The organism is Pseudomonas sp. DW-iso3 (genome assembly GCF_058725305.1).
In genome coordinates this window covers 14488-27954 of record NZ_JBZXDZ010000008.1, presented here as the reverse complement: position 1 = coordinate 27954, position 13467 = coordinate 14488, and the positions used below count along the sequence as shown (strand labels likewise).

General features: G+C 60.2%; 13 protein-coding genes. 5 read left to right on the top strand and 8 right to left on the bottom strand.

All coding sequences use genetic code 11. From position 1 onward, the window contains the following. The first annotated feature begins 210 nt into the window (after nt 1–210). From AC4PS7_RS22640 to AC4PS7_RS22620, 5 genes are all read left to right on the top strand, one after another. Nucleotides 211–495, top strand: coding sequence for a hypothetical protein (locus tag AC4PS7_RS22640; protein WP_029529043.1), 285 nt, complete (start codon nt 211–213; stop codon nt 493–495). Nucleotides 496–574: 79 nt separating this feature from the next. Beyond that, nucleotides 575–739, top strand: a complete 165-nt coding sequence (locus AC4PS7_RS22635) for a DUF1328 domain-containing protein (protein WP_003170804.1) — start codon at nt 575–577, stop codon at nt 737–739. A gap of 2 nt (nt 740–741) precedes the next feature. Next, nucleotides 742–1209: an inhibitor of vertebrate lysozyme family protein gene (locus AC4PS7_RS22630; RefSeq protein ID WP_010207846.1), complete on the top strand. Its 468-nt coding sequence runs from the start codon at nt 742–744 to the stop codon at nt 1207–1209. A 728-nt stretch (nt 1210–1937) separates the two neighbouring features. Then, a complete protein-coding gene (gene gltP, locus AC4PS7_RS22625) occupies nt 1938–3269 on the top strand; it encodes a glutamate/aspartate:proton symporter GltP (RefSeq protein ID WP_492179753.1) in 1332 nt (443 codons plus the stop codon). Nucleotides 3270–3367: 98 nt separating this feature from the next. Beyond that, entirely contained in the window at nt 3368–4597 is a 1230-nt protein-coding gene (locus AC4PS7_RS22620; protein ID WP_010207849.1) for a nucleoside recognition domain-containing protein, read from the top strand. A 103-nt stretch (nt 4598–4700) separates the two neighbouring features. Here AC4PS7_RS22620 and AC4PS7_RS22615 read toward each other — a convergent pair whose 3' ends face one another. The 8 genes from AC4PS7_RS22615 to AC4PS7_RS22580 form a co-directional block, all read right to left on the bottom strand. Further along, nucleotides 4701–5312 (bottom strand): ABC-type transport auxiliary lipoprotein family protein, encoded by a 612-nt coding sequence (locus AC4PS7_RS22615; RefSeq protein ID WP_042571123.1) that lies wholly within the window; start codon nt 5310–5312, stop codon nt 4701–4703. Further along, nucleotides 5309–6247: an MlaD family protein gene (locus AC4PS7_RS22610; protein ID WP_010207852.1), complete on the bottom strand. Its 939-nt coding sequence runs from the start codon at nt 6245–6247 to the stop codon at nt 5309–5311. The genes AC4PS7_RS22615 and AC4PS7_RS22610 overlap by 4 nt, the downstream gene beginning before the upstream one ends. 1 nt (nt 6248) lies before the next feature. Beyond that, nucleotides 6249–7052: an ABC transporter ATP-binding protein gene (locus AC4PS7_RS22605; RefSeq protein ID WP_044286413.1), complete on the bottom strand. Its 804-nt coding sequence runs from the start codon at nt 7050–7052 to the stop codon at nt 6249–6251. After that, nucleotides 7049–8197: an ABC transporter permease gene (locus AC4PS7_RS22600; RefSeq protein WP_047542361.1), complete on the bottom strand. Its 1149-nt coding sequence runs from the start codon at nt 8195–8197 to the stop codon at nt 7049–7051. The genes AC4PS7_RS22605 and AC4PS7_RS22600 overlap by 4 nt, the downstream gene beginning before the upstream one ends. A 54-nt stretch (nt 8198–8251) precedes the next feature. After that, complete coding sequence (locus AC4PS7_RS22595) at nt 8252–9283, bottom strand: DUF5924 family protein (RefSeq protein WP_010207857.1); 1032 nt, start codon at nt 9281–9283, stop codon at nt 8252–8254. A 72-nt stretch (nt 9284–9355) separates the two neighbouring features. After that, nucleotides 9356–10738: a M16 family metallopeptidase gene (locus AC4PS7_RS22590; RefSeq protein WP_010207858.1), complete on the bottom strand. Its 1383-nt coding sequence runs from the start codon at nt 10736–10738 to the stop codon at nt 9356–9358. A 57-nt stretch (nt 10739–10795) separates the two neighbouring features. Then, on the bottom strand, nt 10796–12454 hold the full coding sequence (locus AC4PS7_RS22585) for a Na/Pi cotransporter family protein (RefSeq protein WP_038452474.1): 1659 nt from the start codon (nt 12452–12454) through the stop codon (nt 10796–10798). 211 nt (nt 12455–12665) lie between these two features. Continuing rightward, nucleotides 12666–13433, bottom strand: a complete 768-nt coding sequence (locus AC4PS7_RS22580) for a TerC family protein (RefSeq protein ID WP_010207863.1) — start codon at nt 13431–13433, stop codon at nt 12666–12668. Nucleotides 13434–13467: the final 34 nt, after the last annotated feature.

Here is a 13467-nt window from a genome sequence, read left to right as displayed (position 1 = left end):
ACTCGCTTTGCCGGTTCTATCCCTCGATCCGACCGCTGGACATCGTGCATTTCGCACGGCCTCCGAGAGGGCATCGTGCAGGATGCTGTGCTCTAGTTGGATTGAGAATATTTAACTCATTGATTTTATTGGGTTTTATTTTGTAAAAAAGCTGGCATGCGCTCTGCAATAGCTCTCCCAACGAATAATCAAATGCGGGAGAACAGCAGCATGACTCGCCAAAGCCTCAACCAACTGCGTGTATCGCCACTGCGCTTGCAGCAAGGTCTGTTTGCCAGCCTGGCCCTGATGGTCACGTTGATTGGCGGCCAGCAGCTGCAACATTGGCAGCAGAGTCAGCAGCAGATTCCCCAGTTTGAACGACCAGTCATGACCCAGACCCATTTCCGTTCCGTTGGCAGCGTAGCTGCCGATGCAACAGCCCCGCAATTGCGGATGGTTGACCAGGGCTCTTCCCTGAGTGAGCTGCCATCCCAAGACCGTTGGGTGTTCTAGGCACCAAACGGCCACTCGTGTTGAGTGGTCGCACGGCACTACCGCTGTTACCTCTTAAAGAAGCGTAAGGAGAATCACCATGTTGAGTTGGGCAATCACATTTCTGATCATCGCCATTGTGGCTGCAGTCCTGGGCTTCGGTGGTATCGCGGGCACCGCCACGGGTATCGCAAAAATTCTGTTTGTGGTCTTCCTGGTGATGTTCATCGCTTCCTTCTTCTTTGGTCGTCGCGGCCGAGGCTGAAAATGACCACTTTGTCCTTCAAAGCCATTACTGCCGCCCTGCTTCTGGGCGGTAGCGGCTTGGCAATGGCCGCCAACGACGGTCAGTCCCGAGCCAACGAATTGCTCAGCGCGGATCCGCAATACCGTGAGACCTGGCAAGGCGTGGTGAAGAAAGAAGAGCGTCTGCCGGAATGGGTCATGAACCTGTCAGGCACCGCCGAGCAGATGAATGCCGTGGAAGAAGACGGCGACAAGTACTTGGTCGGGCCGCTCTGCGAAACCGCGGACACCTGCCTGAACAAGCGCCTGATCGTTGCCTTCAGCCTAGACAAGGAAGATGCCTACGCCATGTTGGTGGAAGTCCCTGCCGGCCTGCCGGCGGATAAATCCCCGACGCGGCATGCCGATTACCGGTTTATCGGTAAGCCGGATGAAGGCATGCAGAAGTTGCTCATGGAGCAGCTGAAGAAAGATCCTAATTGGTACTAGGTTCCGTCTGACGCGAGTGTCGTCTACGGGGCGAGCGTCCATAGAAAGAAGCCCCACGCTTCTTTCTGTCTGCACCGCCTGAAAAGAGGGGGTGCATGACCAGGGGGCCGGGTTGCTCTGATCAATTGCGATCGGCGTGACCTACGGGTACAGGGAGTGCCTGCGCAAGGGCCGGGTCAGGCGAAAAGCTGCGGCGCAGGTTCACAAGCTCATGGCTTGCTGAACCTGCGACGGGCTTATCAGGCTCATTGCCGCTTCTTATGTCCCTCATAGCCGCAAAATTCCTTTCTGCACTTTCCCAACCATTACTTAGTGTGTCGGGTCGACCATCTATCGATAAAATTTGGCCAGGCCCATCGGACATTTCCGACGCTAAGCAGCGGTAATCCCAGGCATTTCTGCCAACGCTCCAGAGACGTCCTGATTCTCTGCGCGAGCCGGGTTTGGCAGGTTCACGGCATGTTTGCTGGACAAAATGTCACATTTGAACTGACCGTTCGGACAGTTATTATTAAAAAAAGCCATGCCGATTCGGCATAGGGTAGGCGTTTACGGCATTAGACGTCGCCCCCTTGCATGGGAATAGTTGCGCCTTTTTTCGCCTGCCAGTAAGCCATTTCGGCCACGCTGCGGTGACCTTCCATGGAGGCAGATGCACACACTTTTTCGCTCTCGAGCGTTGCAGCTGGCGCATTTGCCTTAAGTTCACTTGAAGTAAGGGTAATGACATGAAGAAGGCAAAGCTAAGCCTCGCCTGGCAGATCCTCATCGGTTTGGTGCTGGGGATCGCAATCGGTGCAGTGCTCAACCATTTCAGTGCTGAAAAGGCCTGGTGGATCAGCAATGTGTTGCAGCCAGCGGGCGATATCTTTATCCGCCTGATCAAGATGATCGTGATCCCGATTGTGATTTCCTCGCTGATCGTCGGCATTGCCGGTGTCGGTGATGCGAAGAAGCTCGGGCGTATCGGCGTCAAAACCATCCTTTACTTCGAAATCGTCACCACCATCGCCATCGTGGTCGGACTGTTGCTGGCCAACCTGTTCCACCCGGGTGCAGGCATCGACATGAGTACCCTGGGTACCGTCGACATCTCGAAGTACACCGCCACTGCCGCCGAAGTGCAGCATGAGCATGCGTTCATCGAGACCATCCTCAACCTGATCCCGTCGAATATCTTCGCTGCTGTTGCCCGTGGCGAGATGTTGCCGATCATCTTCTTCTCCGTGCTGTTCGGCCTCGGCTTGTCGAGCCTCAAGCCTGATCTGCGCGAGCCGCTGGTGACAATGTTCCAGGGCGTGTCCGAGAGCATGTTCAAAGTCACCCACATGATCATGAAGTACGCCCCGATCGGCGTATTCGCACTGATCGCCGTGACCGTCGCCAACTTCGGCTTCGCCTCCTTGCTGCCGCTGGCCAAGCTGGTGATCCTGGTTTACGTCGCTATCCTGTTCTTCGCCTTCGTGATCCTCGGCCTGATTGCCCGCCTGTTCGGCTTTTCGGTGGTCAAGCTGATGCGCATCTTCAAGGATGAATTGGTCCTGGCCTACTCCACCGCCAGCTCTGAAACCGTGCTGCCGCGCGTAATTGAGAAGATGGAAGCCTACGGCGCGCCGAAAGCCATTTGCAGCTTCGTGGTGCCGACCGGTTACTCGTTCAACCTCGACGGTTCGACCCTGTACCAGAGCATCGCGGCCATCTTCATTGCCCAGTTGTATGGCATCGACCTGTCGGTCGGCCAGCAATTGATGCTGGTTCTGACCCTGATGGTCACCTCCAAAGGTATCGCCGGTGTCCCGGGCGTGTCGTTTGTGGTGCTGCTGGCCACCCTGGGCAGCGTGGGCATTCCGCTGGAAGGCCTGGCGTTTATCGCCGGTGTCGACCGCATCATGGACATGGCGCGTACCGCCTTGAACGTGATCGGCAACGCCCTGGCCGTGTTGGTCATCTCCCGTTGGGAAGGCATGTACGACGACGCCAAGGGCGAGCGCTACTGGAACTCGCTGCCGCACTGGCGCAGCAAGGACGCCGCGCCGGTTGCTCAAGCAACCCGCAGCTGATAGGCCGACAGCGCTAAGACAAACCCCGGACAATTCCGGGGTTTGTCGTTTCTGCCAGCCCCGCTATCATTCGCTCCATTCTTCGGGGGATTCAACTGATGCTCAATGGCCTGTGGCTTGGCTTCTTTGTCGTGGCAATGGTGTCGGCACTGGCGCAATGGCTGGTCGGCGGTAACGCCGGGATTTTCGCGGCAATGGTCGAAAGCATTTTCGCCATGGCCAAGCTGTCCGTGGAAGTGATGGTGCTGCTGTTCGGCACCCTGACCTTGTGGCTGGGTTTCCTGCGCATCGCCGAGAAGGCCGGGATCGTCGATTGGCTGGCCAAGGCCCTCGGCCCGCTGTTCCGCCGCCTGATGCCGGAAGTGCCAGCCGGCCACCCCGCCATCGGCTTGATCACCCTCAACTTCGCCGCCAACGGTCTGGGCCTGGATAACGCGGCAACGCCCATCGGTTTAAAAGCGATGAAGGCGCTGCAGGAGCTCAACCCAATCCCCAACACCGCAAGCAACGCACAGATCCTGTTTCTGGTGCTCAACGCGTCGTCGCTGACGCTGTTGCCGGTGACCATCTTCATGTACCGCGCCCAGCAAGGCGCGGCGGATCCGACGCTGGTGTTCCTGCCGATCCTGCTGGCGACCAGCGCCTCAACCCTCGTCGGCCTGCTCTCGGTGGCGATCATGCAGCGCCTGCGGCTATGGGACCCGGTGGTGCTGGCCTATCTGATTCCGGGCGCACTGGTCTTGGGCGGCTTCATGGCGTTGCTGGCGACACTTTCCGCGACTGCGCTGGCGGGCTTGTCGTCGATCCTCGGCAACCTCACGCTGTTCGGCTTGATCATGTTGTTCCTGGTGATCGGCGCATTGCGCAAGGTGAAGGTCTACGAGGCCTTCGTCGAAGGGGCTAAAGAAGGCTTCGACGTTGCGAAGAACCTGCTGCCGTACCTGGTGGCGATGCTGTGCGCCGTCGGTGTGTTGCGCGCTTCCGGCGCGCTGGATTTCGGCCTGGAAGGCATTCGCCATGTGGTCGCCTGGACCGGCATGGACACGCGCTTTGTCGATGCCTTGCCGACTGCGATGGTCAAGCCGTTCTCCGGCAGTGCCGCGCGGGCGATGCTGATCGAGACCATGCAGACCCAGGGCGTGGACAGCTTCCCGGCGCTGGTGGCGGCGACGATTCAGGGCAGTACGGAAACCACCTTTTATGTGTTGGCGGTGTACTTTGGTTCGGTGGGGATTCAGCGCGCCAGGCATGCGGTGGGATGTGCGTTGCTGGCAGAGTTTGCCGGTGTCGTGGCGGCGATTGCGGTGTGCTACTGGTTCTTTGGCTGAGGCTTGTACCGCTTTCGCGAGCAAGCCCGCTCCCACATTAGACCGTGTTCATCCTGACGAAACGCGGTCGATTGTGGGAGCGGGCTTGCTCGCGAAGAGGCCCTCAGCGTTTCGCTGATGCATTGCCCTGCGTAACCACCCAATCCACCACCTGCTTGTTCAATTGATCCCCCGCCAGCCCAAACCCGGCCACCACCGCCGGCACCTGGGTGTCGTTCACCGGCTGCCTCACCTCAAAGCGTCGGCTGGCGATAATCCGCTGATCACGCCCACGCACCAACCTCGCATCCAGGCGAATCACCACCTCCACCGTACTGCCGTGGTACTCACTCTGGAACGCCTGCAATTGCCCGCCCAGCTCATAGTCGGCCTGCAGATTGGTATCGTCGGTGCTCAGCAGCGTCACCCGGCCATCGCGCTGGAAGCCATCCATAAAGCGGTTGCGCAGCAACACCGGCGACGGGTCGCTCCAGCGCGAGTTGGCATAACTGCTGATCAGGTCGCCATTGGGCACCACGGCAATGCGCGGGCTGTCGAGAAACTCGCTGGTCTGCGGCTTGTTCACACGCAGTGACCAACTGACCGGCGCGGCCTGGCTGGTGGTCTGCGCGGTGGCCAGGCGATACACATCCGAAGGGTCGGCCTTGGGCAGGATCGAGCACGCGCTCACCAGCGCCAAGGCTACAGGGGCGATTATTTGGTAAGCACGCTTCATGGCGTGAACTCCTTGTTCTTGTCGCTGCCCAGCAGGTAACCGCTGGGGTTGGCTTCCAGGCGGCGGGAGATGGCGCGCAGCGAACCGAGGGTTTCGCGCAGTTCGCGCACGGCCGGCGCCAGTTCGTTGAGGCCTTGCATGCCGCTGTTCACCGAGTCCTTGTTGTTGGTCAGCAAGGTGTTGAGGGTCGCGGTGCTTTGTTCAAGGGATTTCATGGCCTGCTCGGCACTGCCGAAGGCCTGCTTGCCTTGTTCATTGAGCAAGCCGTTGGCGTTGCGCATCAGCACGGTGGTCTGTTCCAGGGCGGCGCTGGCTTGTTTGCTCACCTGCATCAGTTGTTGCATCACCACCTTGATATCGCCGCGTTGGTCGGCGATGGCACCGGTGGTTTGCTGCAGATTGTCCAGGGTGTTGCTCAGGCGTTCGACGTTCTCGCGGGAGAACATGTGGTTGGCGTTGTGCAGCAACAGGTTGATGCTGGTCATCAGGTCGTTGCTGTTGTTCAGCAAGCGCGCGATGGGCGATGGTGACGCAATGATCTGCGGCAGCTCACCGTTCTTGCCCTTGAGCTCGGCACTTTGCGGAGTACCGCCGCTGAGCTGGATGATCGAGGTGCCGGTGATGCCGGTCAGCGCCAGTTTGGCCTGGGTGTCTTCCTTGATCGGTGTCTGTCCGGCTAGGCGGATGCGTGCCAAAACGCGGCGCGGGTCTTTAGGGTCCAGGCGCAGGCTGGTGACGTCGCCCACCTTGATCCCGCTGTACTGCACCGCGCTGCCCTGGGACAGGCCGCTGACCGCCTCGTTGAAGATCACTTCGTAGTCCTGGAAGGCGCTGTCGACGCTGGACTTGGCCAGCCACAGGCCGAACAGCATCGCGCCGACCACCACGATCACGCTGAACAGACCGATCATCACATGATGGGCTCGGGTTTCCATGTCATACCTCGTCTAGCGATTGAGCGGCATCCAATGCCGCGCGGCCACGGGGGCCGTGGAAATATTCGTGAATCCACGCGTCGTCGGTTTCCGAAACGATATCGATGGCATCGGCCACCAGCACTTTCTTCTGTGCCAGCACCGCCACGCGGTCGGTGATGGTGTACAGCGTGTCCAGGTCGTGGGTGACCAGGAACACACTCAAGCCCAACGCATCGCGCAGGGTCAGGATCAGTTGGTCGAATTGCGCCGCACCAATCGGGTCGAGGCCGGCGGTGGGTTCGTCGAGAAACAAGATATCCGGGTCCAGCGCCAGCGCGCGGGCCAGGGCGGCGCGCTTGATCATGCCGCCGGACAGCGACGATGGGTACTTGTCGGCTGCCGACAGCGGCAGCCCGGCCAGGGCCAGTTTCACCGCGGCCAGATGCTCGGCGTCACGGCGGCTGAGGCCCGCGTGTTCGATCAACGGCAGTGCAACGTTCTCGGTGACAGTCAGCGAGGAAAACAGCGCGCCCTTCTGGAACAACACGCCGAAGCGCCGTTCCACCAGTGAGCGCTCATGTTCCGGCAGGCTCGGCAGGTTCTTGCCGAACACCCGCACCTCACCTTCAGTGGGGCGACGCAGGCCGACGATGCTACGCAGCAGCACCGACTTGCCGCTGCCGGAGCCGCCGACCACTGCGAGGATCTCGCCTTTGTACAAGTCCAGGTCGAGGTTCTCGTGCACGCTCTGGCTGCCAAAGCGATTGCACAGGCCGCGCACTTCAATCACCGCCTCGGCGGGCGCTCGGTGTAGGCGACTCACCAGTCCATCTCCATGAAGAACAGCGCGGCCACCGCATCCAGCACGATCACCACGAAGATCGATTGCACCACGCTGGAGGTGGTGTGGGCGCCGACGGACTCAGCACTGCCGCTGACCTTGAAGCCTTCCAGGCAGCCGATGGCCGCGATCAGGAAAGCGAAGATCGGCGCTTTCACCATGCCCACCAGAAAATGCTGCACACCAATGTCAGATTGCAGCAGCGAGAGAAACATCGCTGGCGAAATATCCAGCGCTACAGCGCACACCACACCACCGCCGACTATCCCTGAGAGCATTGCCAGGAAGGTCAGCATCGGCAAGGACACCAGCAACGCCAGCACGCGCGGCAATACCAACAGTTCCATTGGGTCCAGGCCCAGCGTGCGGATAGCGTCGATTTCTTCGTTGGCCTTCATCGAGCCGATCTGCGCGGTAAACGCACTGGCCGTACGACCGGCGATCAGGATCGCGGTGAGCAGTACGCCAAACTCGCGCAGAAAAGAGAACGCCACCAGGTCCACGGTAAAAATCGTCGCGCCGAAGCTCTTGAGCACCGTGGCCCCGAGGAACGCCACCACCGCGCCCACCAGAAAGGTCAGCAAGGCTACGATAGGCGCAGCATCGAGGCCGGTCTGTTCGATATGCGCGACCATCGGCGTGATGCGCCAGCGCTTGGGTCGGAAAATGCCACGGGCGAAGGTTTCGAGAATCAGGCCGATAAAGCCCAGCAGTTTCTTGCTGTCCTGCCAGACGGTGTCCACGGCTCGACCGATGCGGGCCAGCACCTGAATCCCGGCAGCTTCTTCCGGTGCCTTGTCCGGCACGCAAAAATCATTCAGGGAACGGTAGACGGTCTTGAGCAGTGCGCGGTCGGCGGCAGACAAACTGCAATCGGTCTGCTCCGCAGATTGCTCGATGCGGGTCGGCCCCAGCAACTCCACCAGCAGCGAGGCGCCGGCGGTATCCAGGGCACCTAGGCCGTTAAGGTCGATGCGCGCGCCAGCGTCGTATTGGCCGTCGAGCTTGTCTGACAGCTTCTTCAGACTGGCATAGTGGGCAAGCGTCCAGTCCCCCGTAATCCTCAGCTGTGGCGGGGTGGTGGACGTATCGAGGTGGGCTGCACCGGCCGTCGTAGGGGGGGTCATAAGCTCCGAGCTTGTTTGGCTATCCGCAATTCTTACGTAATAGCATGAACCTGCCTACTTTGGGTTGTCCGTTTGTGCTGAGTCCGTCACTTTGAAGCGCAGCACGCCGATCACCTGCCCGTCTTCGGTCAGCACCCGTACCTGCCAGCGGCCTACGGCGTCGCCGGGGAAGTTCTGCTTGTGGGTCCAGGCGCGATAGCCCTCTTTGCGCCCGCCGTGAATATCCAGGGCGATACGGTCGACCTCTTTACCGTTGAATTGCCACACGTGATAGATCCGCTCGTCCAACCCGCGCGGCGCGTTGATCGCGGTGTAGGCGTACAGCCCGCCGCTGCGCAGTTGGGCGGCCGTGACTTCCTTGAGATCGTCGCCTGGCGTGCGGTCTTGCAACTCAGTGCTGATGGCCACTTCGGTCATCCACAAGGTGGCCGGTGGCACCCAACTGCGCAGGAACCACCCGGCGCAACCAATCGCAGCCGTGACCCCGAGCAACATCGCCCAGCCTTTGATACTGCGCAGCGGCAAGCTCACTGCCAGGCTTGGAATCGACAATGCCATGGCCACGCCCAAGGCGAGTTTGTAACTCTCGGCAGTGGTCAGGTGCAGAATGATCGGCAACGCGGTGAGCAGCGCGGCGAACAGGGTGAAGGTGTGCAGCGCGAGAAACAGTGAGCGTTTGGGCGCCAGCCATTTGTAGTACAGCGGGTCGACGATCGACACCAGCGCCGCCGCGCCGAGAAGGCCGGTGAAAATCGATTGGCCGCTGTTCCACGCTGTGGTGATGAAAAAGAACGGCAACACAAAAAACAGACTTTCCTGGTGGATCATCTGGGTCGCGTAGCGCAGCAGCGGTTCGGGGATTTCGCGCTTGAAGACCTGGGCGAACAGCTGGGTGAAGCTGTTTTCCAACATCAGCCACAGCCAGCTCACCAGCATGATCACCGCGATCCAACTGGCCATGCCCTGCTGGCGATCCACCAGGATGAAGCTGCCCACACCCGAGATGAAGCCGCCGAGTGCAATCACCCCTGGGTAACGCTTCATCAGTTCGAGGATGCGGGTGATCAAGCGGGTCAGGGTTTGCATTCGACAGTTCGCAGTCTTTGTAGGAAAAAATCCCAGACAGAATAGCGTCTTAGCCTGGCGTTCGGTGCCTCATTACGCGATCCGTTTGCGATAACTCCGTAGCCCGATCAATACAATAGCGATGAAGCCGAGCAGCCCGGCGCCGATCCAGCTCAGAGCATCGTAGCTCAGCAGCGGTTTTTCGATGCGCCAGTAGCCCGGCTGCTTGAACACGTCGCGCATGGCCTGGTTGGTCTGGTCCAGGCTCACGGCTTTGATGCGTTTGACCGGGTCGCTGAAGTGACCTTTGTTGTAATCCCCGGATGCGCTCCAGTAGTAATCGGCCAACGCGCTGTTGCCCTGCACCGCCCAGGCCTGACGGGCGATGGCGGCTTGTTGCAGGCGGGCGAATACCGCCGGGTCGAGACCGTCCTTGAGCAGGTGTGCCTTGAGGTCCTGGAGTACCTGTTCGGCTTCGGGGAGATTTTCCCGCTCAAGGTCGGCATTCAGGCTGAGGAAACCAACGCCGCCGAGTACTTCGCGCTCGCTCCACGGGCCGTAGGACAAACCATGCTTGAGGCGCAGTTGGCGGTACAACGCCCAGTCGAGGTAGTCCTTGAGCAGGTCGTAGGTTTCGTCATGCCCGTCGTCCAGCACAGGTTCAGGGAACAGCCAGTGCAGCTTGGCACCGTCGCCGACCCAGCCGTGGATGAGTTCACGATGGCTGGCGGCGGCGTGCTGGATCTCAGGCAGCGCCAAATGTTCGCTGGGCTCGACCGGTTCGAGTTGGCCGTAGGTGCGTTCCAGATAGGCCGGCAGCAGTTTGTCGAGGTCGCCGACGATGATCAGGGTCATGTTGTTGGGCGCGTACCAGTGTTTGCGCAGGTTCTCCAACTGGTCGCGGGTCAGGTGGTCGACCTGGGCGCGTTCGGCGCACTTGAGCCCCAGTTCAACGGCCAGCTGGTTGCTGGCCGTGTGGCCCAGGTCCTGACGGTCCAGCAGGCGTTGCAGGTGTGAGTAGTGGCCGCCGTCTTCGCGTTCGACCACGCGCTTGGCGGCGTTGATATTGGCGTCGGTCAGTTCGGTGCGAGTGATGATCGCCAGCAGCAGGTCCAGCACCTTGCGCTGGTTCTGCGCGGGCGCCTCGATCACGAAGGTGGTATCGGCGTTGCTGGTGTAGGCGTTCCACTCGCCACCCAGGGCCTGCATGCGGTCTTCCAGCTCGCCTTCGCCGCCACCGTCGATACCGCTGAACAGCAAGTGTTCCAGCAGGTGTGGCAATTCCTTGTCTTCGCAGCCGAAGTCATCCAGGCCCACGCCTACCACCAGGCGGATCGCCACATGCCCGCGCTCGGTGCCCGGTTTGAGCAACAATTGCAGGCCATTGGGCAAGGTGTAGCCCTCGACTTGCAGACGGTCAAAGGCAAAGGCGTGGGCAGAACCCATGAGTAGGCAAGCGAACAACAGGCGACGCATAACAAGCTTCCTGGCGTGTGAGGTCAATGTTAACTGACTTCACGGGCCATCATCCGTTCAGGGCGAATGTGTGATGTCGGCAATATCTTCGGCGGAGAGCGCGCCGGTGTCGGACGTTTCCAACACTACATAAGCACTGCTGCAAAACAACGAGTTGAGGCGTTTCATGTCCGCAATCAGTTCCAGGTGCAGGGAACTGGTCTCCAGACTCTGTACGATTTTTCGCTGCAATCGGCTCACGTGGGCATGGGCCAGGCGGCGTTCCTGGGCGCGGAAGCGGCGTTTTTCGCGCAGCAATTGGCGAGCGCTTTCCGGGTCGGCGCTGAGGAATACCGAAAGGCCCAGGCGCAGGTTGGCGATCAACTGGCCGTGCAGGCCGGTGAGTTCTTCCAGGCCGACTTCGGAAAACTGGCGACGCTGGGAGGTTTTCTGCTGCTGGACTTTGCGCAGCATGCGTTCGATCAGGTCGCCGGCCAGTTTCAGGTTGATCGACAGCTCGATGATTTCAGCCCAGCGCCGGCTGTCTTGCTCGCTGAGGTCTTCGCGGGGCATTTGCGCCAGGTAGAGTTTGATCGCGCTGTACAGCGATTCGACGTCGTCGCTGAGGCTGCGCATTTCCTGGGTGATGGCCGTCTGTTTGCCGCGCAGTACTTCCTGCATGGCGGTGAGCATGTTGTCTATCAGGTCGCCCAGGCGCAGTGTTTCCCGAGCAGCGTTGGCCAATGCCAGGCTCGGCGTGGCGAGCGCGGCCAGGTCAAGATGACGGGGTTTGGCCTTGCCATTGGTTTCTTCGCGCTCGGGCAGCAGCCAGGCACACAGCCGTGCCATCGGCCCGATGGTGGGCAGCAGAATGAGGCAACGCGTGACGTTGTAGAGCAGGTGGAAGGTGATGACCATGCCTTGGGCGCTGTAGTCCAGGCCGTCCATCCACAGCACCAGCGGGTCGAGTACCGGAATGATCAGCAACAGGCCGATCAATTTGTACAACAGGCTACCCAGCGCGACTTGGCGACCGGCGGCGTTCTGCATGCTGGTGCTGAGGAAGGCCAGCACACCGCTGCCGATATTGGCGCCGATCACCAGGCCGATGGCTACGTGCAAGCCGATCACACCGGCGCCGGCCAGGGTGGCGGTCAGTAGGACGGCGGCCAGGCTGGAGTAGGAGATCATCGCGAATAAGGCGCCGACCAAGGCGTCGAGCAGGATGTCGCCGGTCAAGGAAGCGAACAGCACCTTGACGCCCTGGGCATGGGTGATAGGCCCAGCGGCTTCGACGATGAGTTGCAGCGCGAGAATGATCAGCCCGAGGCCGATCCCCACGCGTCCCAACTGCCCTGCCCGCGTCTGTTTGCGCGACAGGAAGAAAATCACCCCGAGAAAGATCAGCAGTGGCGATAGCCAGGACAAGTCGAACGTCAGCACCCTCGCCATCAGCGCCGTACCGACGTCGGCGCCGAGCATCGTCGCCAGGGCGGGCATCAGCCCCATCAAGCCCTGGCCGACAAAGGACGTCACCAGCATCGCCGTGGCGTTGCTGCTCTGCACCATGGCAGTCACCAGGATACCGGCGATAAACGCCAGCCAGCGCTTGGACATGTTCTGCCCGATGACTTGGCGCAAGTTGGAACCGTAGACCCGCAGGATGCCGGTACGGACGATGTGCGTGCCCCAGATAAGCAGGGTCACGGCGGAAAGCAGATTGAGCAAGGTCAGCATGCTCGGCCCCCCGTATGGGTGTGCGCCAATCGACGCAAATGAGAATTGCCGCTGCCGTTCTACGTCTAGTGATTAAGCTGTAGTTGGCGAATGGGTTCTGCGCCAGCATCGCATAGCTAAACTGGGGATTGAAACAAAACTGTCATGAAATCAGCTTTTTGCAGACGAGAAAAAGGGGCTCGAAAGCCCCTTTTTCAGCAGCGAGTCAGTGTTATTGACCCGGGATATCTTTGCGCAGTTTCACAGGATCCTGCTGTTTCTTCTTTTTCGCGATGGCAGTGCGCATCTTGATGTTCACCGCTTCCACCGCCAGCGAGAACGCCATGGCGAAGTAGACGTAGCCTTTTGGCACGTGCACATCGAAGGATTCGGCGATCAGCACGGTACCGACGACCAGCAGGAACGACAGCGCCAGCATCTTCAGCGAAGGGTGCTTGTCGATGAACTCGCTGATGGTGCCGGCAGCCAGCATCATCACCAGTACCGCCACGACGATCGCTGCGACCATCACCGGTACGTGCGAGACCATGCCCACCGCGGTGATCACCGAGTCCAGGGAGAACACGATGTCGATGATCGCGATCTGAATGATGGTGTAGATGAACTTGCCACCGGCGCCCTTCGGCTCGTCGTGGGTTTCGTCTTCACCTTCCAGCGCGTGGTACATCTCCTGGGAGCTTTTCCACAGCAGGAACAGGCCACCGAAGAACAGGATCAGGTCGCGACCGGAGATGCCCTGGCCGAACACCACGAACAGGTCGTTGGTCAGTTGCATCACCCAGGTGATCGACAGCAGCAACAGGATGCGCGTGACCATCGCCAGCGCCAGGCCGAAGATCCGAGTACGCGCCTGCATATGCTTGGGCATGCGGCTGACCAGGATCGAAATCATGATGATGTTATCGATGCCCAGGACGATCTCGAGGGCCGTCAGGGTGAAGAAGGCAATCCAGATTTCCGGATTGGTCAGCCATTCCATGTTTATTCCTTTGAGCAAGTGTTAAACCGCGCAA